The organism is Kitasatospora sp. NBC_01246 (assembly GCF_036226505.1).
Classification (GTDB): Bacteria; Actinomycetota; Actinomycetes; order Streptomycetales; family Streptomycetaceae; genus Kitasatospora.
Map to the genome: position 1 here is coordinate 5,291,647 of NZ_CP108484.1, position 24,500 is coordinate 5,316,146.

Consider the following 24,500-nt stretch of genomic DNA (forward strand, 5'->3'; position numbering starts at 1 on the left):
CGATATGCCGGAATTTGGCGAGCATTGTCATGACTTGGTCTGAGCATGTAATTGAAAAGAGATGTGAGGCGGATTCCGCCGGAGGGGTCGGGTGATCGATAGTTGCTCTGCGCGTATCAGTGGTCACCTCGCCAACTGTGCGGATCGGCCCTGAGATGTCGACCCTTGCCATGCCCGGCACACCGACTGGCGAGGCGCCGTTCGTTCGTAAGCCCCTAAATCGAGAGGCACTTGAATGAGGCTCACCAAGACCATGCGTTGGACCGCGCTCGCGGCGTGCACCGCACTCGCGATCTCCGCCTGCAGCACCGGCGGCGACAAGAAGTCCTCCAGCGAGGCGAGCGGCGCCGGGTCGGACAAGAAGGGTGGCTCGATCAGCGTCGAGCTGGGTGAGCCGCAGCACGGGCTGGTGCCCCAGAACACCTCCGAGTCCGAGGGTGCCGAGGTGCTCAACGCGATCTTCGCGGGCCTGGTCGACTACGACATCAAGGACAACTCGCCCAAGCTCCGGGTCGCCGAGTCGATCGAGAGCCAGGACGCCACCACCTGGACGATCAAGCTGAAGGACGGCTACACCTTCCACAACGGCGAGAAGGTGACCGCCCAGTCCTTCGTCGATGCCTGGAACTACGGTGCCAACCAGGACAACGCGCAGGAGGCCCTGCCGTTCTTCGACAAGATCCTCGGCTCCGACGAGCTGGCCCCCGGCAAGGACAAGAAGCCCACCGCCGACAAGCTCAAGGGCCTCGCGGTCGTCGACGACAAGACCTTCACCGTCACCCTCAAGGCGCCGTTCTCGCAGTTCAAGACGATGCTCGGCTACAACGCGTTCTTCCCGCTCCCGAAGGCGTTCTTCACCGACCCGAAGGCCTTCGAGGACGCGCCGATCGGCAACGGCGCGTTCCAGATCGACGGGAAGTGGGAGCACAACAAGCAGATCAAGGTGAAGCGCTTCGAGAACTTCCCGGCGTCCGACGGAAAGGCCAAGCTGGATTCCGTCACGTTCAAGATTTACGACAAGCTGGACACCGCGTACAACGATCTGCGAGCGGACAACATCCAGATCACCGACAAGCTGCCGATCTCGGCGATGGCGACCGTCGCCCAGGAGTTCGGCGACCGCTACATCTACAAGCCGGATTCCGGCGTCGGTTACCTCGGATTCCCGATCTCGACGAATCCGGCATTCGCCAGTCCGGACCTCCGCAAGGCGATCTCGATGGCGATAGACCGGGAATCGATCACCAAGACCATCTTCTCGGGCACCCGCAAGCCCGCCGACGACTTCATCAACCCGATCATTCCCGGGTACCGCCAGGGCGCGCTCGGCGACGCCGCGAAGTACGACCCCGCGAAGGCCAAGGCGCTCTTCGCCCAGGCCGGCGGCCTGCCCGGCAACACGCTGGAGATCGGCTACAACGCCGACGGCGGCCACAAGGAGTGGATCGAGGCCGTCGGCAACCAGCTCAAGGCGAACCTCGGGATCGAGGTCACCTTCAAGCCGTTCGAGAAGTTCGGCGCGATCCTCACCGCGCTGGGCGAGCACAAGTACTCCGGCGCCTTCCGGATGGCCTGGTCGATGGACTACCCGTCGATCGAGAACTACCTGCGGCCGATCTTCTCCAAGGTCGCCATCGACAACGGGTCCAACTACGGCGGCTACGTCAACGAGGAGTTCGAGGCCCTGCTGTCCAAGGCGGACGCGGCCAAGACCGACGCCGAGGGCATCAAGCTCTACCAGCAGGCCGACGACATCCTGGTCAAGGACCTGCCGTACATCCCGGTCTACACCTACATGTCCTCCGCGGCGTACACCAAGACCGTCAAGAACGTGAACGTCAACGCCCAGGGACAGATGGACCTGGCCAACGTCGAACTGGCCTGACCGACATCCAGCTGACCGGCACGCCGGGACGGGTGGCGCGGGCAACCCCCGTGCCGCCCGTCACGGGCGTGCCCCGAACCACGAGGAGGCCGCATGGGCCGCTATGTGGTCCGCCGGATCATCCAGGCCATACCTGTGATCCTCGGCGCGACGTTCCTGATCTACGCACTGGTCTTCCTGCTGCCTGGCGACCCCATCACGGCACTGGCCGGTGAGAAACGGCAGGACCCTGCCGTCGTCGCGGTCCTGCGGGACCGCTACCACCTGGACGACCCGTTCTTCATCCAGTACTGGGACTACCTGGTCGGCCTGTTCAAGGGCGACTTCGGGGAGGACTACCGCGGCAACGAGGTCGTGGACGTCATGAAGACGGCGTTCCCGTACACCATCAACCTGGCGGTGACCGCGCTGGTCATCGAGATGGTGGTGGGTGTCACCGCGGGTGTGATCGCCGCCCTGCGCCGCGGCAAGTTCATCGACAACGTGGTGCTGATCTCGACCCTGATGGTCATCTCGATCCCGGTCTTCGTGATCGGCTTCGTGCTGCAACTGGTGCTCGGGGTGAAGCTCAACACCGATTACGGCATCGACTTCTTCCCGGTCTCGTTCAACGAGGACGCCGGCTTCCGGTCCTATCTGCTACCGGCCTACGTCCTCGCCTCCACCTCGCTGGCGTACATCGCGCGGCTCACCCGGACCAGCCTGATCGAGGTGATGCGGGCGGACTACGTCCGCACGGCGGTCGCCAAGGGCCTCAGCCCGCTGCGGGTGGTCGTCCGGCACGGCCTGCGCAACGCGCTGATCCCGATCGTCACCTTCTTGGGCATGGACCTCGGCGGGCTGATGGGCGGCGCGGTCATCACCGAGGGCATCTTCAACATCCCCGGGGTCGGACACCAGCTCTTCCAGTCCGTCTACCTGCGCGAACGCACCATCGTGGTGGGCATCGTGAGCGCCCTGGTGCTCGTCTACCTGTTCGCCAACCTGGTGGTCGACCTGCTGTACGCCGTTCTGGACCCGAGGATCCGCTATGAGTGAGCCGACGAAGAGCGAGGACACCAAGGTGGCGATCCCCGAGCAGCCCGGCTCCGCGGCGCCCGGGACCGCGGTGCTCACCAAGGACGCCGAGGCCGGCCGGACCGGCAACGAGCGGGTGGCCAGTCTCTGGACCGACGCCTGGTACGACCTGCGGCGCAATCCGCTGTTCCTGATCGGCGGGTTCCTGGCGCTGTTCATGGTGGCGCTCGCCGTCGCCCCGAGCCTGTTCACCGACGGGGACCCGACCTCGGCGGGCTTCTGCAACCTGTCCGACTCGCTGAAGCGGCCCAGCGCCGACCACTGGTTCGGCTTCGACGTCCAGGGCTGCGACATCTACACCCGCACCGTCTGGGGCGCCCGCAACTCGATCATCGTCGGCATCCTGACCACCTCGCTGGTGGTCGCCGTCGGCGGCACGCTGGGCCTCTGGGCCGGCTGGATCGGCGGGATCTGGGACAGCCTGCTCTCCCGGGTCACCGAGATCTTCTTCGCCATCCCGCTGCTGCTCGGCGGCATGCTGATCATGTCCACCTGGGGCAAGGGCAACGCCTGGACCGTCTCCGCCGTGATGGCCGTCCTCGGCTGGCCGCAGATCTACCGGCTGATGCGCTCGGCGGTGCTCTCCAACAAGCACAACGACTACGTGGTCGCGGCCAAGGCGCTCGGCGCCGGCACCGGGCGGATCGTCTCCCGGCACATCCTGCCGAACGCGGTCGCCCCGGTGATCGTGGTCTCGACCATCAACCTGGGCGTCTACATCGGTGCCGAGGCCGCGCTCTCGTACCTCGGCATCGGCATCCAGTCCCCGGCGATCTCCTGGGGCCTGATGATCAGCGACGCGCAGTCCCGCTTCCTGACCGCGCCGCACGTGCTGCTCTTCCCGGCCGCGGTGCTGAGCATCACCGTGCTGGCGTTCATCATGCTCGGCGACGCGGTACGCGACGCCCTCGACCCGAAGCTGCGCTGAGGAGGGCCGCGGACGATGAGTGACACGACGAAGCTGTCGAAGCAGTCGAAGGACGGCACCCCGCGCCGGGACGCCGTGGAGGTGATCGGCGGCGGCCGGGAGAACCTGGTGCCCGGAACGCCGCTCCTGGAGGTCGACGACCTGCACATCGAGTTCCACACCCGGGACGGCGTGGCCAAGGCCGTCAACGGCGTGAGCTACTCGGTGTCGGCCGGGGAGACCCTGGCGGTGCTGGGGGAGTCCGGCTCGGGCAAGTCGGTGACCGCGCAGGCGATCATGGGCATCCTGGACATGCCCCCGGGGAAGATCACCGCCGGCTCGATCCGGTTCCGGGGCGAGGACCTGCTCACCATGAGCCCCAAGGCCCGGCGGGCGGTCCGCGGCCGGAAGATCGCGATGATCTTCCAGGACGCGCTCTCCTCGCTGAACCCGGTGCTGAGCGTGGGCTACCAGCTGGGCGAGATGTTCCGGGTGCACCAGGGGGCCTCCCGCAAGGAGGCCAAGGAGCGGGCCGTCGAGCTGATGGAGCGGGTGCGCATCCCCGCCGCCAGGCAGCGCGTCGGCGACTACCCGCACCAGTTCTCCGGCGGCATGCGCCAGCGCATCATGATCGCGATGGCGCTGGCCCTGGAACCGGACCTGATCATCGCGGACGAGCCGACCACCGCCCTGGACGTCACGGTCCAGGCCCAGGTGATGGACCTGCTGGCCGAGCTGCAGGCCGAGTTCAACATGGGCCTGATCCTGATCACCCACGACCTCGGCGTGGTCGCCGACGTCGCGGACAAGATCGCCGTGATGTACGCGGGCCGGATCGTCGAGACCGCCCCCGTGCACGAGCTGTACGCGCGGCCGGCCCACCCCTACACCAAGGGCCTGCTCCGGTCGATTCCCCGGCTGGACCAGAAGGGCCAGAACCTCTACGCCATCCAGGGCCTGCCGCCGAGCCTGCTGCGGATCCCCGAGGGCTGCGCGTTCAACCCGCGCTGCGACCGGGCGGCGGACCGCTGCCGCGGCGAACTCCCGCGGCTGGTGCCGGTGCTGGACTCCGACGGGGCCGATCTGCCGGGCCGCCGCAGCGCCTGCCACTTCTGGAAGGAGACCCTCCATGGCTGAGCCCATCCTGGAGGTCAGGGACCTGGTCAAGTACTACCCGCTGACCCAGGGCATCGTCTTCAAGAAGCAGGTCGGCGCGGTGAAGGCGGTCGACGGCATCTCCTTCGAGCTGATGAAGGGCGAGACGCTCGGCATCGTCGGCGAGTCCGGCTGCGGCAAGTCCACGCTGGCCAAGGTGCTGATGAACCTGGAGCGTGCCACCTCCGGCCAGGTGCTGTTCAAGGGCCAGGACATCACCCGGCTCTCCGGCGCCGGGCTGAAGGCGGTGCGCCGCAACATCCAGATGGTGTTCCAAGACCCGTACACCTCGCTCAACCCGCGGATGACGGTCGGCGACATCATCGGCGAGCCCTTCGAGATCCACCCGGAGGTGGCGCCGAAGGGCGACCGCCGCAAGGCCGTCCAGGACCTCCTGGACGTCGTCGGCCTGAACCCGGAGTACATCAACCGGTACCCGCACCAGTTCTCCGGCGGCCAGCGCCAGCGCATCGGCATCGCCCGGGGGCTGGCGCTCAAGCCGGAGCTGATCATCTGCGACGAGCCGGTCTCCGCCCTGGACGTCTCCGTCCAGGCGCAGGTGATCAACCTGCTGGAGCAGCTGCAGAGCGAGTTCGAGCTCTCGTACATGTTCATCGCGCACGACCTCTCGATCGTCCGGCACATCTCCGACCGCGTCGGCGTGATGTACCTCGGCAAGATGGTCGAGATCGGCACGGAGGACGAGATCTACTCGCACCCGACCCACCCGTACACCCAGGCGCTGCTCTCCGCGGTGCCGGTGCCGGACCCGACCGGGCGGGAGCAGCGCGAGCGCATCCTGCTCACCGGCGACCTGCCGTCGCCGGCCAACCCGCCGTCCGGCTGCCGGTTCCGCACCCGCTGCTGGAAGGCGGAGGAGCGCTGCGCCACCGAGGTCCCGCTGCTGGCGGTGCCCGGCACGCTCAGCGGCGCGGCGGCGCACGACTCGGCGTGCCACTTCGCCGAGGTCCGGGACGTGATCGGCGCGGGCTGAACCGGTCGGCGGGCCGGGCCCCGGGGCGTGCTCCCCGGGGCCCGGCCCGCCCGGCCGTTCACCGCTGGAAGGCGACGTTCTCCCAGACGATGTCGGACAGGCCCTGCGCGCCGATGTTGGCCAGGTCGGCGCGGGCGCCGTACAGCTGCGGGCGCTGGTAGAGCGGCAGCACCCCGGCCACCTTCCACAGCTCGCCGTCGGCCTGGTTGATGGCCTCGAAGGCGGTGGCCGCGTCGGTCGCGGCGGCGGCCCGGTCGAGGGCGGCGTCGGCGGTGGCGCTACCGGCCAGGGAGTGGTTCGTGCCGCCGTTCTGGACGAAGTTGGCCCGGTTGCCGCTGGCGGGGAAGGGCGTGCCGAGCAGCGAGTAGGCGGCGATGTCGAAGTCGTGGCGGTTGACGTACTTGTCGAAGTACTCGTTGGCGGCGGCGGTCACCGTGGTGACCTTGACGCCGACGTTCTTGAGCATCCGGGTGGTCACGGCGGCCTCGTTCTGGGCCTGGGTGACCCCGGCCGGGATCACCATCCGCAGGTTCAGCTCCCGGCCGTCCTTCTTGCGGACGTCGCCGTCGAGCTTCCAGCCCGCCGCGTCCAGCTTGCGGACGGCGTCGGCCGGGTCGAACCGGCTCAGGCCGAGCGAGTTGTCCCGGTAGGCGTTCTGGTTGGCCACCAGCAGGTGGTTGTTGAGGGTGACGGTGGGCCAGTCAAGGCCGCTGAGGTCGGAGCGGGTGATGGCGTCCCGGTTGATCGCCTGGAACAGGGCCTGCCGGACGGCCGGGTCGGTCAGCAGGGGGCTGTGGCTGTTCAGCGTGAACTGGCGGAAGTCGGGCCCGCCGGCGCGGCGCACGGCGGCGCCCTTGGTGCTCCTGATGAGCTGGTAGCCGGCCACGTCGGGGCCGTTGTTGAAGAAGTCGATCTCACCCTTGGCGAAGGCGGCGGCCATCGTGTTGGGCACCATGGCACGGAAGACGATCCGGTCCAGCAGCGGCTTCTCGCCCCACCACCCGGGGTCGGCGACCAGGGTGACCGTCTGCGCGGCCCGGTCCAGCTTCTCCACCTTGAACGGGCCCGCGGTGACCGGTATCGCGTCCAGGTAGGCGGAGTTGAACAGGTCCGCGGTGGCGATCCGGCTCGCGGGCAGCAGCGGGGCGTTGGCGGCGCCGTTGAACATCGACTGCCACTCGGAGAACGGCTTGTCGAAGGTCATCACGGCCTGGAAGTCGTCCCGGCCCCGCTCGACCGACGAGACCAGCTCGAAACCGGTGCTGCTGGAGGCCTTGAAGGCGGGGTCCTTCCCGTTCAGGGCGTGCCAGTTGGCCGCGATGTCGCGCCAGGTGAGCGGGGTGCCGTCGGACCACCTCGCCTTCGGGTTGAGCGTCCAGGTGACGACCTGGTGGCCGTCCCGGAACTCGGACCGGGCGTCCTGGAGGTAGGCCGGGTTGATGCTCTGGGTGCCGGCCGCGTCGGAGCGGAAGAAGGTCGGCAGCAGCGGCTTGGTGACGGTGACCGTGGAGGACTCGCTGCCGTCGGTGTGGATCGGCGACCACTGGGTGGAGTACTGCGCGACCGCGACCCGCAGGGTGCCGCCCGGGCGGAGCTCGGCACGGTCGTGCGGATTGATGTCGACCGCGGTGAGCTTGGGCGATTCGAGCGGGGTCGGGGCGGCCTGGGCGCCGCCGGTGCCGGAGCCGCAGGCGCAGAGGGTCAGCGAGAGCGAGACGGCGGTGAGGCCGGCGAGCAGGGCCGTGCGGTGCGAGGTGAGGCGGCCCATGATGCTGCTCCCGGTGCGGATGTGAAGGACGTGACGGAGGGTACGGCGTCACATCTTGATGACCGGGGTGGTGAGTTGTCGAGGGGCGGGCCCGGATCCGGGCCCGCCCCTCGGTCGTTCGTCCACTCGCCGTGCGCCCGGGACCGGTGGGCCGGCCCCGGGCGGTGGGAGGCTCCGCTCAGGCGACGGTGAACTTGACCGTGCGCTCCTTGTCGCCGGTCTTGTCCAGCACCGAGGTGATGGCGTCGGCGACGTCCTGCGGAGTGATCGCGGCGGTCTGGCCGTTCTTCTTGATCTTCAGCTTGTCGAACACCGTGCCCAACTGGCCGGCGAGCGCGTCCAGGTCCCACTTGGGCACGATCTTGCCGGCGGCGTCGGGCACCAGGGTGAGCGTCTTGGGGGCGGTCTTCGGGCCGAAGTCCCAGGTCTTGGTGCCGGCCGTGATGTGGATCTTCCCGTTGACCGCGGACTTGCCGAGGCTGTCCGCGGCGGCCTGCAGGGCCTGCGGGGAGACCTTGGGCTGGGCGGCCGTCACGGTGAGGGCGACCGGCTGCTCGGCCTTGCCGGTGGCGCGGTCGCGGTAGGCCTGCTCGACCTGGTCCACGGCGGACGCGGCGTCGACCGCCTGGCCGGCCCTGCCGGGCACCACGACCGGCTCGCCGGCGTCGCCGAACCTGACGTAGCCCTCCTGGAGGCCCTGCCCGGACCCGGCGGCCAGCCCCTCCAGGGCGGCCTTGAGCTTGGCCCGGTCCACCTTGACCTCCGGCGGCACGGCCTTCTCGTCGCCCTTCAGCGAGGTGATCACGTCGACCGGGCTGTAGGAGTGCTGGGTGAGCCGGTCCACGGTGGCCGTGGTGTCGAAGCTCAACCCGGCGACGGTCGGGTCGAGGTCCATCGCCTGGTCGCCGATCTTCAGCTTGACCGGCTGCTGGCCGGCCTTGCCGACCGTCTCGTCGAGCTGGTGGATCGCCTGGTCGCGGTTGCTGCCGCCGATGTCCGTGCCGAGCACCACGGTGCCCTTGGGGATGTCGGACTGGTTCAGCATCAGGCCGGTGCCGTACGCGGCGGCGCCGAGGAAGAGCACGCCCGCGACGCCGTAGACGCCGAGCTTGACGAGCTTCTTGCCGCGGCTCGGCCGGGCCTTGCCGGTGGCCGCCTTGGCGGCCTGCGGCGCGGCGGGCGCCGGCTGCTTCGGGGCGGGAGCGGTACCGGCCTCGGCCTCCGGGCCGCCGGGGTACGGCCGGCCGGGGGCGGCGCTGCCGGGGCCGCCCGGCCGACCGGCCTGCGGGTCGGGCGGGGCCGTCGGCTGGGCGCCGGAGACGCCGGGAACGCCGGGGAAGAGGCCGCCGGGGGCGGCGGAGCCGTACGGCTCCGCGCCGGCCTGGGGGCGCTGGGCGGCGAACGGATCGGCGCCGGCCGGGGCCGAGGCGAACAGGCCGTTCTGCGGGGAGCCGTTCGGCGGGAGGCCGTGCTGGGCCGTGCCGCCGGGCAGGCCGGATATGGCGGCGGGCGGGAGGGCCTCTTCGCGGATCGGCGCGAAGCCGTCCACCGAGGTGTCCTCCGGGTTCGCCGCGTCGGCCGGTCCGGCCATCGGGTGGCCCTGGCCCTGGCCCTGGCCCTGCGGAGCGCGGCGGGCCGCGAACGGGTCCGCGCCGGGGCCCGGGCCGAAGGGGTCGGCGCCGGGGCCGGTGGCGAACGGGTCCGCCGGGGCGTCCTCGTAGACGCCGGCCTCGTCCGCCGGGGCGTCCGGGCCGGCGCCGGTGCCGAACGGCGAGGCGGGCGCGCCGGTCGGGCGCGGGGCGGCGGCCTGCGCCGGTACCGCCCGGCCGTTCGGGCGGGCCGTGTCCGGGCCAGCGGTCCGGGCGGGGCGGGCGGCCTTGGGCCGGGCGCCGTTCGGGCGGGCCTCGGTGCCGGGGGCGGGCGCGGGGCCCGGCGCGAAGGGGTCGGCCGGGGCGTCCGCGGCGCCGGCCGGGACGGCGGCGGGCTCCGCCGGGCCCTTCTTCTGGCGCGGCCGGAACCACGCGCCGGTGGACTCCGACTCGGAGGTCGCGGGCGGGATCTCCCACTCCGGCGGCAGGTTCGGCGGGGTGGCCGTCCGCGCGCCGCCGTCCATCACCCCGAGGACGGGGGAGGCGGACGCGGCGGAGCGGTGCCGGGGTCCGGCCGGCTCGGCGGCGGCCGGCGGGGCCTCCTCGCCCTGGCCGTCCTCGTTCTTGACGGTGCTGCGGACCACCACGGGCGGGATCGGGCGCGAGCCCGGGATGTTGATCCGGACCCGCGTGGTCAGCGTGGTCTCCGTCTTCGGGGCTTCGTCCTCCCCGGCCGACGCGGAGCCCGGGGCGGCACCGGCACCCGCGCGGTCGCCGCCGGGGAAACCCGGTGTGCCGTAGGGCGGGGTGCCCGACGGGTAGGCGTCCGGGCCCGTCCGCCGAGGCGTCGGGTGGGCGTTGTCAGATTCGCGGCTGCTCAATGCTGCTCTGCTCCGGGTTCGCGGGCGGGCCGTGCGGCGCGACCGCGGTTCGTGGTCGCCGGGCCTGGCGGGCGGCGGTGGGGTACGGGCGTTCTGCGGCACCACCATACTGGGAAGAACTGACCGGTGAACCGGTTCGGATAGAACCTGATACGTCCGGTTCCTCCGGTATGAGAGTACGGCTGTGTGGTCCTGACTGCGCGTCGTACGCGGTACCGTACGCGGGCCGCCGGGGCGGTCAGCGCGGCGGGCCGGGCACTCCGGGGAACCAGCTCGTCCGGGTCGGCAGGGTGGCGCAGATCACGCCCAGGATCGAGCCCGCGAACAGCCAGGCGAGCGACGTGGCGTTGGTCCAGAGCACGTTGTCGCCCTCGGGCCGGGGGACCATCACCAGCAGCAGTGCCAGGAACCAGCCGGCCGCCGGCAGTGCGGCGCCGAGCCGGGTGCCGGTCACCCGCAGGCCCGCGTAGAACGTGGCGCCGGTGGCGGCGAGCGCCAGCAGGACTCCCACGGGCGGCCACAAGGCCTGCACAAATGCTCCGCAGACCGAGACCGCGACGCCCAGCAGGAAGAACAGGACATAGGCCGCGATCCGCCCGATCCGCGGGGGCTGCGGCTCGGCCAGCCGCTCGGCGCGGGTGCCGAGGACGGCCGCCGGGATCGAGCGGCGACGGGCCTGCGGGGTGGCGGGCTCGGTCATCGGGCACTCTCCTCGAAGGTGCTGTCCAGGCCGGCGAAGAGGTCGTCCTCCGGCAGCGGCCGTCCGGCCCGGCCGCGGACCAGCTGGTAGTACTCGGTGGCGACCAGCGGCTGGCCGAGGTCGTTGGAGAGCGTGAACCAGTCGCCGTGCACGGTGATCTGGGTGGCGTGGGCGGCCATCGCGGCCGCCTTGCGGTCGGCGTACGCGGCGCCGTCCAGCACGGTGGTGACCACGGCGTCGTCCACCACGCCGGGTACGTCGGAGGGGCTCGCGACGCCGGGCGACGGCGCCTTGGCGGCCGTCTCGGCCAGCCCCCGCTCGATCACCGACCGGGGCATCCGGTTCCAGTACACCTTGGCGATCCGCCAGGCCGGACCCAGGTCGGGCCGGTACGCCGGGTCGGCGGCCAGTTCGTACGCGCGCATCGCCACCCGGTGCGCCTGGATGTGGTCCGGGTGCCCGTAGCCGCCGTCCTCGTCGTAGGTGACCAGGACCTGGGGCCGCACCTCGCGGACCACCGCGACCAGGTGGCCGGCCGCCTCGTCCACGTCCGCCCGCCAGAAGCAGCCGGGCGCGTCGTTGTCGGGGACGCCCATCATCCCCGAGTCGCGGTAGCGGCCGGGGCCGCCGAGGAAGCGGAAATCGGCGACGCCGACGGCGCGCATGGCGTCGGTCAGCTCGCCGATCCGGTGGGGGCCGAGGGTGTCGTCCCGATCCGCCGTCAGGTGGGCCAGCTCCGGCGGGATCACCTCGCCGCCCTCGCCGAGGGTGCAGGTCACCAGGGTGACCAGGGCGCCCTCGGCGGCGTACCTGGCCATCGTGGCGCCGTTGCCGATCGACTCGTCGTCGGGGTGGGCGTGCACCAGGAGCAGGCGGCGGCCGGTAGTCGCGGTCATGGGAGGAAGCCTAACGACCGCGTGCGGGGGGTCAGAGCTTCAGGCCGTTGATCATTCCGGCGAGGTTGCTGGTGACCTGGCTGATCGACGGCGCGATGGAGCTGGACGCCAGGTAGAAGCCGAGCAGCGCGCAGACGATCGCGTGCCCGAGCTTCAGGCCGGAGCGGCGGATCAGCACCACCACGATGACCAGCATCAGCATGGCTGCGGAGATGGACAAAGCCATGTCGGCTCACACCCCTTCTCGGGTGCGCCACCCCCTCGGGGAGGGCGGCGGTCGGGACCGTGCGGGACTTGCGGTCGGGCGACCGGGGCCCGGGACGGGGCCTGACGATCACTCGTTGAACCAGTCATACCCGATGTGTGAGGGGCGCATTACGTTCAGTGAGGCTGCACGCGCCGGGGCATGGTGGCACAAATGGGGCGCATGGGCCGGTCGGAAGGGGTGTGGACCCCGTTCGGGGGTCCCGGTCGACGATGCTCCGAACGAGTGATCAAAATCCTCCGGGTGGGGGCGGGGGAACGTCATAGGGTCTGGTGCCATGACCTCCCACACCCCTGCGGACACCTTCCCGCGGCAGTACGCGCGCACCCTGCGCTACACCGTCGGCGCCCCCCGGTCCTTCTCCGTCGCATCCGACGGCTCCCGGGTCGTCTTCCTGCGCTCCCTGCCCCGCCCCTCGGCCGGGGAGACCCCCCGCGCCGGCGACCGGGCCAACCGCCTCTGGACCCTCGACACCGCCACCGGCGAGGAGCGGATCGCGGCCGATCCGGTCGCCCTGCTCGGCGGCGGCGAGGAGGACCTCTCCCCGGCCGAGAAGGCCCGCCGCGAGCGCAGCCGCGAGGGCTCGGCCGGCATCGTCGGCTACTCCCTCGACGGCGCCGGCGCGCTGGCCGCCTTCGCCCTCTCCGGCCGCCTCTTCACGGCCGACCTGGTCGCCGGCGGCACCGTCGAACTGCCCGCCGAGGGCCCGGTGGTCGACCCCCGCCTCGCCCCGGACGGCGTCCACGTCGCCTACGCCAACACCGCCGGCGAGCTGCGGCTCACCCGCGCCGACGGGACGGCCGACCGGGCCCTCGCACAGCCCGACGGCCCGGGCGTGACGTGGGGCCAGGCCGAGTTCATCGCCCAGGAGGAGATGAGCCGCGACCGCGGCTTCTGGTGGTCGCCGCAGAGCGACCGGCTGCTGGTCGAGCGGGCCGACGACACCCCGGTGCGCCGCTGGTGGATCGCCGACCCGGCCAACCCGGGCACCGAGCCCGCCGAGATCGCCTACCCCGCGGCCGGCACCGCCAACGCCGGCGTCGGGCTCTGGCTGATCGGCCTGGACGGCGGCCGGACGGAGGTCCGCTGGGACGACGCGGCCTTCCCGTACCTGGCCCGGGTGCACTGGTCGGCGGGCGGCGTGCCACTGCTGCTCGTCCAGGCCCGCGACCAGCGCAGCCAGCGCATCCTCGGGGTGGACGTCGAGACCGGCGCCACCGAGGTGCTGTTCGAGGAGCACGACGACGCCTGGCTGGAGCTCTTCCAGGGCGTGCCCGCCTGGACGCCGGACGGCAAGCTGGTCCGGATCTCCGACGGCGCGGGCGAGGACGGCGTGCGGGCGCTGGTGATCGGCGACCAGACCGTCACCGGCGCCGACCTGCTGGTGCGCTCGGTGGTGGCGGTGACGGCCGAGGAGGTCTTCTTCACCGCCTCCGGCGGCGCCGGCGAGACCGACCCCGAGCCGGGCTGGATCGCGGTCGGCCGGATCAGCCACGACGGCAAGCGGCTCTCCTGGGAGGCCGCCAACGACCGGCCGTTCACCTCGGTCACGTCGGCGGTGCACGCGGCCGGCATCACCGTGCGGGCCACCGCCGAGCCCGACCTGCCGGGCACGCTGGTGCAGGTCGCCCGGGACCTCCCGGAGGGCGTGGTGGTCGACGTCGTCGCCACCGTCGCGTCCTACGCCGAGACGCCGGTGCTCACCGCGCGCCCGGTGTTCCGCTTCGCGGGCGAGCGCCGCATCCCCGCCGCGGTCTTCCTGCCCACCGGCTACGACCGCGAGCGGGACGGCCTGCTGCCCGTCCTGATGGACCCGTACGGCGGCCCGCACGGGCAGCGCGTCGTCCAGGCGCACAACCCGCACCTCAACTCGCAGTGGTTCGCCGACCAGGGCTTCGCGGTGGTCGTCGCCGACGGGCGCGGCACCCCCGGGCGCGGGCCGGCCTGGGAGAAGTCGATCGCCTTCGACTTCGCCGGCGCGACCCTGGACGACCAGGTGGACGCGGTGCGGGCGCTCGCCGAGGAGTTCCCGCTGGACCTCGGCCGGGTCGCCATCCGCGGCTGGTCGTACGGCGGCTACCTCGCGGCGCTCGCCGTGCTGCGCCGCCCGGACGTCTTCCACGCGGCCGTGGCCGGCGCCCCGGTGACCGAGTGGGAGCTGTACGACACCCACTACACCGAGCGCTACCTGGGCCACCCCGCCGAGCGGCCCGAGGTCTACGCGGCCAACTCGCTGACCGGCCACGCGGCCGGGCTGGAGCGCCCGCTGATGATCATCCACGGTCTGGCGGACGACAACGTGGTGGCCGCGCACACCCTGCGGCTCTCCTCGGCCCTGCTCGCGGCCGGCCGGCCGCACACCGTGCTGCCGCTCTCGGGCGTGACGCACATGACCCCGCAGGAGGAGGTCGCGGAGAACCTGCTGCTGCTCCAGGTCGACTTCATGAAGAAGTCGCTCGGCCTCTGAGGCGGGCGGCTGCGAGGTTCAGCGGAGGGGGGCCGTCAGGGCGCCGGGGCCCCGCGGACGAGCGGTGCCGAGGCGCCCTCCGCTCCCCCGGCCGCGGGTGCCCGCACGGGGTCGACGGGCCCGGCCCCGGTGGGGACGCCGGCCCCCGGCACTGACAGACGGCGCGCGACCTGCGGCTTCGGTGGCCGGTACCCGTGACACGGGTACCGGCCACCGGCATGACATCCGTCATGCCGAAGGCACGACGGCGGCCACTGCCGCCGGGCCGGGGCCGCGCGGGACTCTGAGCTGGTGCGAACGACACCAGCAGGGGAGAGGACCGGGTCGATGGGTACCGAGGTGGCCGCCTTCCGGGGCGTGGGCAAGAGCTACGGACGGGTGCGGGCGGTGGACGGGCTCGACCTCGTGCTGTGGCCGGGCGAGACCGTCGCGCTGCTCGGCCCGAACGGCGCCGGCAAGTCCAGCAGCCTCGACCTGCTGCTCGGCCTGCGCGAGCCGGACCGCGGCAGCGTCACGCTGTTCGGCGGCGCCCCGCGCGCCGCGATCGCGGCCGGCCGGGTCGGCGCGATGCTGCAGAGCGGCGGGCTGATGGCGGACGTCAAGGTCCGCGAGCTGGTCGGGCTGGCCTGCGACGTCCACCCGCGCGGCCGGGCCGTCCGGGAGGTGCTCGTCGACGCCGGGATCACCGAGCTGGCCGAGCGGCGGGTCGACAGGCTCTCCGGCGGCCAGGAGCAGCGGGTGCGCTTCGCGCTGGCGATCGCCGGGGCCAACGACCTGATCGTGCTGGACGAGCCCACCACCGGCATGGACGTCTCGGTCCGCCGGTCGTTCTGGGCGAGCATGCGGGCGCAGGCCGACGCCGGGCGCACGGTGCTGTTCGCCACCCACTACCTGGAGGAGGCGGACTCGGTCGCCGACCGCGTCCTCGTGCTGCACCGGGGCCGGCTGATCGCGGACGGCACGTCCGCCGAGATCAAGGCGAAGGCCGGGGCCCGCCGGATCACCTTCGAGCTGCACGACGTGGACGGCCCGTTCGAGGAGGCGGCGCTGCGTCGCCTGCCGGGGGTGCTGGCCCTGGACGTCAGCGGCCGGGTCCCGGGGGTGCGGACCGTCCGGATCCGGACGGCGGACGCCGACGCTGGCGTCGCCGGGCTCTACCGGGCGGGTCTGTACCCGCGCGGGCTGGAGGTGACCGGCCTGGGCCTGGAGCAGGCCTTCCTGACCATCACCGGCGAGCAGGACACCGCCGACACCACCGAGTTCGCGACGGAGGCCGCCCGATGACCACGCTGATCCGGCTGGAGATCACGCGCACCCTGCGCAACAAGCGGTACGTGCTCTTCACGGTGCTCTACCCGGCGCTGATGTACTTCTTCTTCATCCACGCCTACGGCACCGACCAGGTGGCCGGCGGCCTGCCGGTGAAGACCTACTTCATGGTCTCGATGGCCACCTTCGGCGCGGTCGGCGCGGTGCTCACCGGCAGCGCGCAGCGGATCTCGCTGGAGCGCAGGAGCGGCTGGGTGCGCCAGCTGCGGCTGACGGCGCTGCCCGGCCGGGCGTACACCGTCGCCAAGATCGCCGCCGGCGCGGTCACGACGCTGCCCGCGATCCTGGTGGTCTTCGGGGTCGGGGCCGCCCAGGGCGTGCGGATGGGGGCCGCCGAGTGGGCCGGCCTGGCCGTGGCGCTCTGGCTGGGCAGCTTCGTCTTCGCGGCGCTCGGGGTGGCGCTCGGCTACGCGGCGGGGGCTGACTCGGTGCAGACCGTCGTGATGATCACCTACATGGTGATGGCGCTGTTCGGCGGGACGTGGTTCCCGGTGACCGGCACGCTGCGGACGATCGCCCAGGTCGACCCGGTCTACCTGTACAACCGGCTGGCCGGCTTCACCCGGCCCGGACAGTCGCTGGACCTGGTCGCGGCCGGCGGTCTGGCCGGCTTCCTGGTGGTCTTCACCGCGGCCGCGGCCGTGCTGTACCGCCGGGACACCCGGCGGGCATGATGGCCACCATGTCCGACACGCCCCGCACCCACCGCACCGACGAGCCGGAGGCGGGGCCGGTGTCCTTCATGAACGTCCCCGGCGCCACCGTGGAGAACCGGCGGCAGCTGCTGGTCAAGGTCAGCTGGATGCTGCTCTGGATGGTCTACCTGCTCTACCCGGTGGGCGACCTGCTCAAGGACGGGCACTCGCCCGCGGCGACGGTGGCCGGCTGGATCGCCCTGGTGGCGTTCGTCGGCTGCTACATCAGCCTGGTGGTGTTCCGTTCGATGGCCGGCATGCGGCCGCTGGCCTGCCGGGTGGTGGTCGCGGCGATGATCGTGACGGCGGTCGTCACCTCCTTCGGCCTCGGCACCGCGTGGCTCACGCTCTTCACCTACGCCTCGGTCGCCGTGGCGATCATCGCGCCGGTGCGCTTCGCGCTCGCCGGGGTCGCCGCGATGGCCGGGCTGACCGTCGTGGTCGGGCTGCTCAGCCGTGCCGACCACGGGGACATCCCCACCATCGCGCTCACCGCCTTCCTCTCCGGGGCCGCCATGACCGGGCTGCAGCGCCTGGTCGCGACCATGCGGGAGCTGCGCGAGGCACGGGCCGCCGTCGCCCACCTCGCCGCCTCGGAGGAGCGGCTGCGGATGGCCCGGGACCTGCACGACCTGCTCGGGCACTCGCTGTCGCTGATCACGCTGAAGAGCGAGCTGGCCGGGCGCTTCATGGACGGCGGCAAGGAGGAGGCCGCGCGGGCGCAGGTCGCCGACATCGAGAAGGTGGCCCGGCAGTCGCTGATCGACGTCCGGGAGGCGGTGACCGGCTTCCGCCGGCCCACCCTGCCGGTCGAACTCGCCGCCGCCCGGACGGCGCTGGCGGCCGCGCAGGTCAGCCTGGAGGTGGCGCCGGAGCTGGTGGACGCCTGGCCCGGGCTGGCCAACGAGGAGGCCGGCGCGCTGGCCTGGGCGCTGCGCGAGGCGGTCACCAACATCGTCCGGCACGGCGAGGGGGCCACGGTCTGCACGGTGCGGGCGGACGAGACGTGGGAGGGCGGCGGCGAGCGGTACGCCGTCCTGGAGGTCTGCGACAACGGGGCCGGGCCGGGCAAGTCCGGGCCGGGCAACGGGCTCTCCGGGCTGGAGGAGCGGCTGGCGCTGGTCGGCGGCCGGCTGGAGACCGGCCCGGGCGACCGCGGCCGGGGGTTCCGGCTGCGCGCGCTGGTCCCGCTGCGCTCGGTCTCCGTCGTGTAGGGGCGCGGGCCTAAGGTCGTCGGCATGAGTGAGATGCGAAACGACGGTGCCCCGTCCGTCCGCGTGCTGCTGGCGGAGGATCAGGGGATGGTCCGGGAGGCGCTGGCCGCGCTGCTCGGGCTGGAGGGGGACATCGACGTGGTGGCCCAGGTGGGGCGCGGCGACGAGGTGGTGGACGCGGCGGTCGCCCACGACGTGCAGGTCGCGGTGCTGGACATCGAGATGCCCGGCATGACCGGGATCGAGGCCGCGGCGGAGCTGCGCCGGCTGCGGCCGCAGACCAGGGTCGTGATCGCGACCACCTTCGGCCGCCCCGGTTACCTGCGGCGGGCGATGGAGTCGGGGGCGGACGCCTTCCTGGTCAAGGACGCCCCGGCGGCCGAGCTGGCGGAGGCGATCCGCCGGGTGCTGCGCGGCGAGCGGGTGATCGACCCGGTGCTGGCCGCCGCCGCGCTCGCCGAGGGGGCGAACCCGCTGACGGCGCGCGAGCGGGACGTGCTCGCGGCCGCCGCGGACGGCGCCGTGAACGCCGAGATCGCCCGCCGGCTGCACCTCTCCGAGGGGACGGTGCGCAACTACCTCTCGATGGCGATCCAGAAGACCGAGGCCCGCAACCGCACCGAGGCGGTCCGGATCGCCCGCGAGAAGGGCTGGCTGTAGGCCCGGCGCGGGCCGGACGGACGGGGCGCGGCCCGGCGGCGGTCAGTTGAGCCGGTGCCGGGCCGCCCGGGCCTCCAGGCGGACCTTCGCCGCGGTGTCCGGGTCGAAGGCGTCCAGGATCTCGGCGTAGGCGTCCATCTCGGCCGAGCCGCCGAGGAAGTCGCCGGTCCGCACCAGCAGTTCCGCCCGCTCCAGCCGGAGCTGGGCCGGGTGCCGGGGCAGCAGCAGGGAGAGTTCGGTGGCCCAGAGCTGGGTGCGGGCGTGCTCGGGGCGCTCGGCGGCCCAGGCGCGGATGTTGCCGAGCACCCGCAGCACGGTGTCCAGCGGCTGGGCCGGGGTGAGCAGTTCGGGCGAGAACGGGTGGCCGGCGGCCCGGACCAGGCCGGCCGCGTCCTCCAGGTCGAGCAGCCGCCCGCCGTGGAACGGGTCGGCCAGGACGTAGTCGTCCCCGCCGTCCGGGCCGCCGACCGCGACGATGAAGTGGCCCGGCAGCGCGATCCCGTGCACCGGCACGCCGGCCCGCCGGCCGACCGCCGTCCAGACCAGCGCGAGCATGATCGGCAGGCCACGCCGGCGCCGCAGCACGTCGGGCAGCAGCGAGGACTCCAGCCGCCGGTAGTCGGACTGCCGCCCGTGGAACCGCTCCCGCCCGCCGAGCACGGCGGCCAGCAGCGCGGCCGTCTCCTCCGGCCCGGCCGGGACCCGCTCGGCGACGGCGAGCCGGACGGCGGCGGCGTGCCGCTCCAGGGCCGCCTCGCAGGCGGCCAGCAGGGCCTCCAGGGTGGGCGGGTCCCGGGGGTCGTCCGGGTCCGGGACGGGGCTGTGTTCGGCGGCCGCGAGCAGGCAGAGCAGCACCGGATCGGGGTGCTCGGCCCGGGCCTCGGTCCGGAAGCGTGCTCGGCTCTGCTCGGTCACGGTGGCTGCGACGGCTTTCATGCGGGCGGACGGACAGGCGGAACGGAACTGACGGGTGGCACCGGCGGCCGGGCCGACGGGCGGGCGGGGCGGACGGACGTGGCGCCACGACCGCGCTACCCCTGGGGCAGGCGGGCGTAGTGGTAAGTGTGACTGGTCGTGAAGCCAAGTCCGTCATAGAGCGCGATCGCACCATCGTTCTCCGCCTCGACCTGGAGGTGGGCACCGGTCGCGCCCTCCTCGGCGGCCCGGGCGGCGAGCACCGCCATCAGCGTGGTCGCCAGGCCCGCACGGCGGGCGTACGGGGCGACCTCGATCGCGCCGAAGCAGGCCCACGGGCCGTCGATGACGCAGCGTCCGATGGCCAGCGGCGGCTGCCCGGGCGCGCCCGGCGCGGTGGCGAACCAGACCGACGGGCCGCCGTGGATCACCTGCCGCGCCGCCTCCTCCACCGCCGGGTCGCCGGTGACCCGCCGGTACAGCGACATCCACTCGGCGCCGGCCGTCCGGGCGAGCCGCACGCGCCGGTGGCCGGATCCGAGCCGGGCCAGCGGGGCCAGCGGGGCGATCCGTACCAGCGTCGGCGAGTACGCCGCGCCCAGCCGGTCCAGCTCGCCGCGCAGGTCCTCGGGCGAGCCGGGCGTGCTGACCTCCACCCAGGCCGGCAGGCCGCGCGCCGCGTACCACCGCCGGACGGTCGCGAGCGCCTCGTCCAGGGGCAGGCCGGGGTCGCCGAGGGTCTGGACCGAGTTGGCCCGCCGGGTGAAGCCGGCGGACGCCCGCAGCGTCCACCCGCCGAGCGGCTCCTGCTCGACGGCAGGCCAGCCGCGCGCGGCGATCCGCTGGAGCTCCTCCGGCGGGGCGACGGGCAGCGCGGCCCGCCGGGCCGGGAAGAGCGGCACCACCTTGCCCGCGACCAGCAGCTTCTCCGCGAAGGTGACCGGAGCGCCGCGCCGCGGGACGACGGTAAGCTCATGATCGTCCCAGGATGTGAGCACACCGATCACATCGCGGAATACCGGCCTGTCGTCCACGAACTCCGCGACACGCCGAACTGACACCCGTAGTCCCACGTCAGAGCGATCTATCCGGACCTCCGGACGGTCCTGGACCGGCCCGCCAGCCGCCATCTGGGCACCTCCTGTGCATTTGCGGTCTCCGACCCGCGATACTAGGGGCGGGCATCGACGACGCCGCGCTCACCCGCGCACGCGAGCAAACAGAATGGGCCGCCGAGCCCTTCCGAGGAGGAACGACAGCGTGACCTACGTCATCGCGCAGCCTTGTGTCGACGTCAAGGACAAGGCCTGCATCGAAGAGTGCCCGGTTGACTGCATCTACGAGGGCGAGCGATCGCTCTACATCCACCCGGATGAGTGTGTCGACTGCGGCGCTTGCGAGCCGGTCTGCCCGGTCGAGGCGATCTTCTACGAGGACGACACTCCGGAGGAGTGGAAGGACTACTACAAGGCGAACGTCGAGTTCTTCGACGACCTCGGTTCGCCCGGTGGCGCCTCGAAGCTCGGCCTGATCGAGCGCGACCACCCCTTCATCGCCGCTCTGCCGCCGCAGAACACCGACGAGCACTGAACGATCGGTGGCAACTGAGCTGTGAGTACCAAGAACAGCACGCACGCGCCGTTCCCGGGCCACCCGGGGGCGGCGCGCCGCGTTTCCGATCTCCTGCCGGTCTTCCCCTGGGACAAGCTGGAGCCGTACAAGAAGACGGCGCTGGCCCACCCCGGCGGGCTCTGCGACTTCTCGGTGGGCACCCCGGTCGACCCGGTTCCCGAGGTGATTCAGAAGGCGCTGGCCGCGGCCACCGACACGCCCGGCTACCCGACCGTCTGGGGCCCGCTGGAGCTGCGCGAGGCGATCGCCGGGTGGCTGCGCCGCCGGGTCGGCGCCGAGATCGGCCCGCAGGCCGTCCTGCCCACGGTCGGCTCCAAGGAGCTGGTGGCCTGGCTGCCGACCCAGCTCGGCCTCGGCCCCGGTGACCAGGTGGCCTACCCGCGGCTGGCCTACCCGACCTACGAGGTCGGCGCGCGGCTCTGCGGCGCGGAGCCGGTCGAGTACGACTCGGTGGACGAGCTGGACGGCTCGCGGGTCCGCCTGCTCTGGGTCAACTCGCCCTCCAACCCGACCGGCCGGGTGCTCGGCGCGGACGAGCTGCGCCGCGCGGTCGAGTGGGCCCGGGAGCACCGGGCGCTGCTGGTCAGCGACGAGTGCTACCTGGAGCTGGGCTGGGAGGCCGACCCGGCCTCCGTGCTGCACCCGGACGTCTGCGGCGCCGCCGACGACGGGACGCAGCACGAGGGCCTGCTGGCCGTCCACTCGCTGTCCAAGCGCTCCAACCTGGCCGGGTACCGCGCCTCCTTCGTGGCGGGCGACCCGGTGGTGGTCAAGGAGCTGCTGGGGGTGCGCAAGCACGGCGGGATGATCGTCCCGGCCCCGGTCCAGGCGGCGGTCGTCGCGGCGCTCGCCGACGACGCGCACGTGGCCGAGCAGCGCGGGCGCTACGCCGCCCGCCGGGCGGCCCTGCGCGCGGCGCTGGAGGCGTACGGCTTCCGGGTGGAGCACTCGGAGGCGAGCCTGTACCTGTGGGCGACCCAGGACCGGCCGTGCTGGGAGACGGTGGCCGAACTGGCCGGGCTGGGCATCCTGGTGGCGCCCGGCGACTTCTACGGGCCGGCCGGCGAGCGGTTCGTCCGGGTCGCGTTCACCGCGACCGACGAGCGGGTCGCGGCGGCCGTGGAGCGGCTGCGCGGCTGACCCGCGGAGCCCGAGCGCGGCGAAGGGGGCCGGTGTCCAGGACGGGACACCGGCCCCCTTCGGTGCTGTGCGGGGCGCGCCGGGCGGCGCCGGATCAGCCGATCGGCAGGCCGCCGAGGCCACCGCCGCCGATCCCGCCGAGCAGGCCGGTGATCGGGCTGAGACCGGCCAGCGGGGAGTTCGGGCCGAGGTCGGCGCCGCCGAGGCGGTTGGCCGAGCCGTGCTCGGCCAGGCCGAGCAGGTCCGTGCCGGGGACGTCGGCCGGCAGCGCGCGGCCCAGGGCGCCGAGCGGGAGCGCGTCGGTCACGGCGTTGGTCCCGGGGACGGCGCCGGCGAGCGCACCGGCGCCCGGCAGCCCCTGGGTCAGGCCGGCGGTCTGCGAGAGCCCGCCGACCGGGTTGGCGCCGGCGGCCGCGCTGCGGCCGGTCGCGCCCGGGCCGCCGTTGACGGCCTCGCCGAGCTTGCCGGCCAGTGCGGCGGCGACCTTCGGGGTGATGCCGGAGAGCTGGCCGGTGGTGGCGGCGGTCTTGTCCACCGGGGCGGTCAGCGAGCTGGCCTTCTCGTTCGCCTCGGGCAGCTGGTGGGCGACGATGTTGCCGGTGGCGTCGGCGGTCGCCGGGACGCCCGCGGCGACGGTGGCGGCGCCGGTGTCCCCGGCGGCCTGGCCGAGCTCGTGGGTGGTGTGCTGCAGGGTGGATCCCGCATCGGTGTTGGTCAGCTGGCCGAGCGGCGCCGCCAGGTCGGACTTGGGCAGCAGCGCGTCGGCGGCGGACGCGGTGCCGGCCGCGACGAGCGGGGTCGCGCCGGCCGCCACGAGCAGTGCGGCCTGGGCGATCCGGCGCGTGAGGGAGTGAGACATGGGGCTCCTCGAAAGGGTCTTGGGTCCGTCCTGTCCGCCGGGCGGACGACGTTCTTACCGCTTCAGAAGCCAGAAGGTTTCGGCCGGTGCAAGGAAACGGCCTTACCGACGATCGGATCGTAGGACCGGTGCCGGGGGGTGGCGAACGGCCCGGCCGCGGGCGTGCGGGCGGGGCGGGCCAAGGGGAGTGACGGTTCTTCGGGTCGGGCTCCGGCGCCGGCCGCCCGTCCACCTGGGTTGACCGGAATCACTCCTTCGGCGGCAACCCGGACACCAGTGCGTCAGCCCGCCGGAGCGGCCGTTCGGAGCCGCTCCGGCGGCCTTCCGCTCAGGACTTCCCGACCGGGGCGAGCGAGACCAGCACCAGCTTGGTCGAGGTGCCCGTCGGCTGGGGCTTCCAGCCGCCCTCGGACTTGGACTTGCGCCAGACCTTCCCGTCGTAGGCGATCGTCTCGATGCCCAGCTGCTGGGCCTGCGTCACCGCCCAGTGCGCCACCTCCCAGCCGTTCTGCCGCTCGGCGTCCGGGCCGGCGTCGGTGCTCGCCGCCGGGTCCGGGGTCAGCGAGACGGCCTGCTCGGCGCCCTTGACGGTCGAGGTGTAGCCGGCCGCCGGCGTCACCGTCCGGCCGAACTCGCGGCGCACCCGGTCGCTCAGCACCTGCACCCGGTCGGGCAGCGGGGCCGCGGCGGCCGGGGCCGCGGGGGAGCCGATAGCGGTCGGCGCGGTGTCGTCCGGCTCCGGCTCGGGCGCGGCGAAGTCGTGCACCACGCAGTTCAGCGCGCCCGCCTCGCGGCCGGTCAGCGCCGAGGCGAGCAGCGTCGCCTTGGTCTCGTGCTTGGCGTAGGCCTGCGGGTAGCCGCTCTTCTGCACCTGTTGGGCCGCGTCGGTCAGCGGCAGCCGGGTGTAGCCGGGGACCTTGACCAGGCCGTCCAGGAACTTGTTGGTCGCGTAGACCGGGTCCATGATCTGCTCCACGGTGCCCCAGCCCTGCGAGGGACGCTGCTGGAAGAGGCCGACCGAGTCCCGGTCGCCGCCCGCCAGGTTGCGGATCTTGGACTCCTGCATCGCGGTGGCCAGCGAGATGGTCACCGCGCGGTCCGGCAGTCCGCGCGAGTGCGCCACGGCGGCGATCGTCGCGGCGTTGGCCGCCTGCGGGATCTCCAGGGTGCCCTCGCCCGAGGCCGTCTTGACCGTGCAGCCCTCGGGCGTCAGCTTGGTGTCGCGCAGCCAGTACAGGCCGACCGCGACCACCACGAGCGCCAGCAGGACGACCAGCACCGCGCGCAACGGCCTGCGCCGCCGTCGGGGCGCCGTGTCGCCGCCCTGCTCGCCGCGCCTCTTCCTGGCCACCGCCGCCCCTCTCCACGCTGTTCCTGATCGCACACCGTACCCACTCGGACGGATGTGCGGCGCCACCGGTTGCGATCCGCCGCACGGGGCGGCCGGTCGCCCACGACTAGGCTGAAGGACC

Annotated in this window: 21 protein-coding genes; 12 read left to right on the forward strand and 9 right to left on the reverse strand. The window is 73.0% G+C overall.

Annotated features, from left to right (window positions below):
- Positions 1 to 235: 235 nt before the first annotated feature.
- From OG618_RS23095 to OG618_RS23115, 5 genes are all read left to right on the forward strand, one after another.
- Positions 236 to 1,885: a peptide ABC transporter substrate-binding protein gene (locus OG618_RS23095; RefSeq protein ID WP_329489446.1), complete on the forward strand. Its 1,650-nt coding sequence runs from the start codon at positions 236 to 238 to the stop codon at positions 1,883 to 1,885.
- 93 nt (positions 1,886 to 1,978) lie between these two features.
- Entirely contained in the window at positions 1,979 to 2,923 is a 945-nt protein-coding gene (locus OG618_RS23100; RefSeq protein WP_329489447.1) for an ABC transporter permease, read from the forward strand.
- Complete coding sequence (locus tag OG618_RS23105; RefSeq protein WP_329489448.1) at positions 2,916 to 3,890, forward strand: ABC transporter permease; 975 nt, start codon at positions 2,916 to 2,918, stop codon at positions 3,888 to 3,890. Before OG618_RS23100 ends, OG618_RS23105 begins: the two co-directional genes overlap by 8 nt.
- Before the next feature lie 15 nt (positions 3,891 to 3,905).
- Positions 3,906 to 5,006: an ABC transporter ATP-binding protein gene (locus OG618_RS23110; RefSeq protein WP_329489449.1), complete on the forward strand. Its 1,101-nt coding sequence runs from the start codon at positions 3,906 to 3,908 to the stop codon at positions 5,004 to 5,006.
- A complete protein-coding gene (locus OG618_RS23115; protein ID WP_329489450.1) occupies positions 4,999 to 6,018 on the forward strand; it encodes an ABC transporter ATP-binding protein in 1,020 nt (339 codons plus the stop codon). The genes OG618_RS23110 and OG618_RS23115 overlap by 8 nt, the downstream gene beginning before the upstream one ends.
- Before the next feature lie 58 nt (positions 6,019 to 6,076).
- Here the strand turns inward: OG618_RS23115 and OG618_RS23120 are convergent, their stop codons facing one another.
- The 5 genes from OG618_RS23120 to OG618_RS23140 all read right to left on the reverse strand — a co-directional run bounded on the left by OG618_RS23120 (position 6,077) and on the right by OG618_RS23140 (position 12,078).
- Complete coding sequence (locus OG618_RS23120) at positions 6,077 to 7,786, reverse strand: ABC transporter family substrate-binding protein (RefSeq protein WP_329489451.1); 1,710 nt, start codon at positions 7,784 to 7,786, stop codon at positions 6,077 to 6,079.
- 178 nt (positions 7,787 to 7,964) lie between these two features.
- A complete protein-coding gene (locus OG618_RS23125; protein WP_329489452.1) occupies positions 7,965 to 10,256 on the reverse strand; it encodes a peptidoglycan binding domain-containing protein in 2,292 nt (763 codons plus the stop codon).
- 238 nt (positions 10,257 to 10,494) lie between these two features.
- Positions 10,495 to 10,956, reverse strand: a complete 462-nt coding sequence (locus tag OG618_RS23130) for a DUF6113 family protein (RefSeq protein WP_329489453.1) — start codon at positions 10,954 to 10,956, stop codon at positions 10,495 to 10,497.
- The gene (mshB, locus tag OG618_RS23135) at positions 10,953 to 11,852 is read right to left on the reverse strand and encodes an N-acetyl-1-D-myo-inositol-2-amino-2-deoxy-alpha-D-glucopyranoside deacetylase (RefSeq protein WP_329489454.1); all 900 of its coding nucleotides are present in this window, start codon (positions 11,850 to 11,852) and stop codon (positions 10,953 to 10,955) included. Before mshB ends, OG618_RS23130 begins: the two co-directional genes overlap by 4 nt.
- Before the next feature lie 31 nt (positions 11,853 to 11,883).
- Entirely contained in the window at positions 11,884 to 12,078 is a 195-nt protein-coding gene (locus OG618_RS23140; RefSeq protein ID WP_045939028.1) for a DUF2304 family protein, read from the reverse strand.
- A gap of 316 nt (positions 12,079 to 12,394) precedes the next feature.
- Between OG618_RS23140 and OG618_RS23145 the strand changes: the two genes are divergently transcribed.
- The 5 genes from OG618_RS23145 to OG618_RS23165 all read left to right on the forward strand — a co-directional run bounded on the left by OG618_RS23145 (position 12,395) and on the right by OG618_RS23165 (position 18,482).
- Positions 12,395 to 14,584 (forward strand): S9 family peptidase, encoded by a 2,190-nt coding sequence (locus OG618_RS23145; protein ID WP_329489455.1) that lies wholly within the window; start codon positions 12,395 to 12,397, stop codon positions 14,582 to 14,584.
- A 327-nt stretch (positions 14,585 to 14,911) separates the two neighbouring features.
- On the forward strand, positions 14,912 to 15,868 hold the full coding sequence (locus OG618_RS23150) for an ABC transporter ATP-binding protein (protein WP_329489456.1): 957 nt from the start codon (positions 14,912 to 14,914) through the stop codon (positions 15,866 to 15,868).
- Complete coding sequence (locus OG618_RS23155; RefSeq protein WP_329489457.1) at positions 15,865 to 16,587, forward strand: ABC transporter permease; 723 nt, start codon at positions 15,865 to 15,867, stop codon at positions 16,585 to 16,587. Before OG618_RS23150 ends, OG618_RS23155 begins: the two co-directional genes overlap by 4 nt.
- Positions 16,588 to 16,595: 8 nt before the next feature.
- Positions 16,596 to 17,822, forward strand: coding sequence for a sensor histidine kinase (locus tag OG618_RS23160; protein ID WP_329489458.1), 1,227 nt, complete (start codon positions 16,596 to 16,598; stop codon positions 17,820 to 17,822).
- Between the two features lie 33 nt (positions 17,823 to 17,855).
- Positions 17,856 to 18,482, forward strand: coding sequence for a response regulator (locus OG618_RS23165; RefSeq protein WP_380388404.1), 627 nt, complete (start codon positions 17,856 to 17,858; stop codon positions 18,480 to 18,482).
- Positions 18,483 to 18,524: 42 nt separating this feature from the next.
- On the opposite strand, the gene OG618_RS23170 is transcribed toward OG618_RS23165, so the two are convergent.
- Positions 18,525 to 19,418 carry a transglutaminase-like domain-containing protein gene (locus OG618_RS23170; protein WP_329489460.1) on the reverse strand — a complete coding sequence of 298 codons (894 nt, stop codon included), beginning with the start codon at positions 19,416 to 19,418 and terminating at the stop codon, positions 18,525 to 18,527.
- A gap of 95 nt (positions 19,419 to 19,513) precedes the next feature.
- A complete protein-coding gene (locus OG618_RS23175) occupies positions 19,514 to 20,527 on the reverse strand; it encodes a GNAT family N-acetyltransferase (RefSeq protein WP_442906855.1) in 1,014 nt (337 codons plus the stop codon).
- A 130-nt stretch (positions 20,528 to 20,657) separates the two neighbouring features.
- Between OG618_RS23175 and fdxA the strand changes: the two genes are divergently transcribed.
- Positions 20,658 to 20,987, forward strand: coding sequence for a ferredoxin (gene fdxA / locus OG618_RS23180; RefSeq protein WP_329489462.1), 330 nt, complete (start codon positions 20,658 to 20,660; stop codon positions 20,985 to 20,987).
- 21 nt (positions 20,988 to 21,008) lie between these two features.
- The gene (dapC, locus tag OG618_RS23185; protein ID WP_329489463.1) at positions 21,009 to 22,169 is read left to right on the forward strand and encodes a succinyldiaminopimelate transaminase; all 1,161 of its coding nucleotides are present in this window, start codon (positions 21,009 to 21,011) and stop codon (positions 22,167 to 22,169) included.
- A gap of 94 nt (positions 22,170 to 22,263) precedes the next feature.
- Here the strand turns inward: dapC and OG618_RS23190 are convergent, their stop codons facing one another.
- The gene (locus OG618_RS23190; RefSeq protein WP_329489464.1) at positions 22,264 to 23,028 is read right to left on the reverse strand and encodes a hypothetical protein; all 765 of its coding nucleotides are present in this window, start codon (positions 23,026 to 23,028) and stop codon (positions 22,264 to 22,266) included.
- A 328-nt stretch (positions 23,029 to 23,356) separates the two neighbouring features.
- Complete coding sequence (locus tag OG618_RS23195; protein ID WP_329489465.1) at positions 23,357 to 24,379, reverse strand: hypothetical protein; 1,023 nt, start codon at positions 24,377 to 24,379, stop codon at positions 23,357 to 23,359.
- Positions 24,380 to 24,500: the final 121 nt, after the last annotated feature.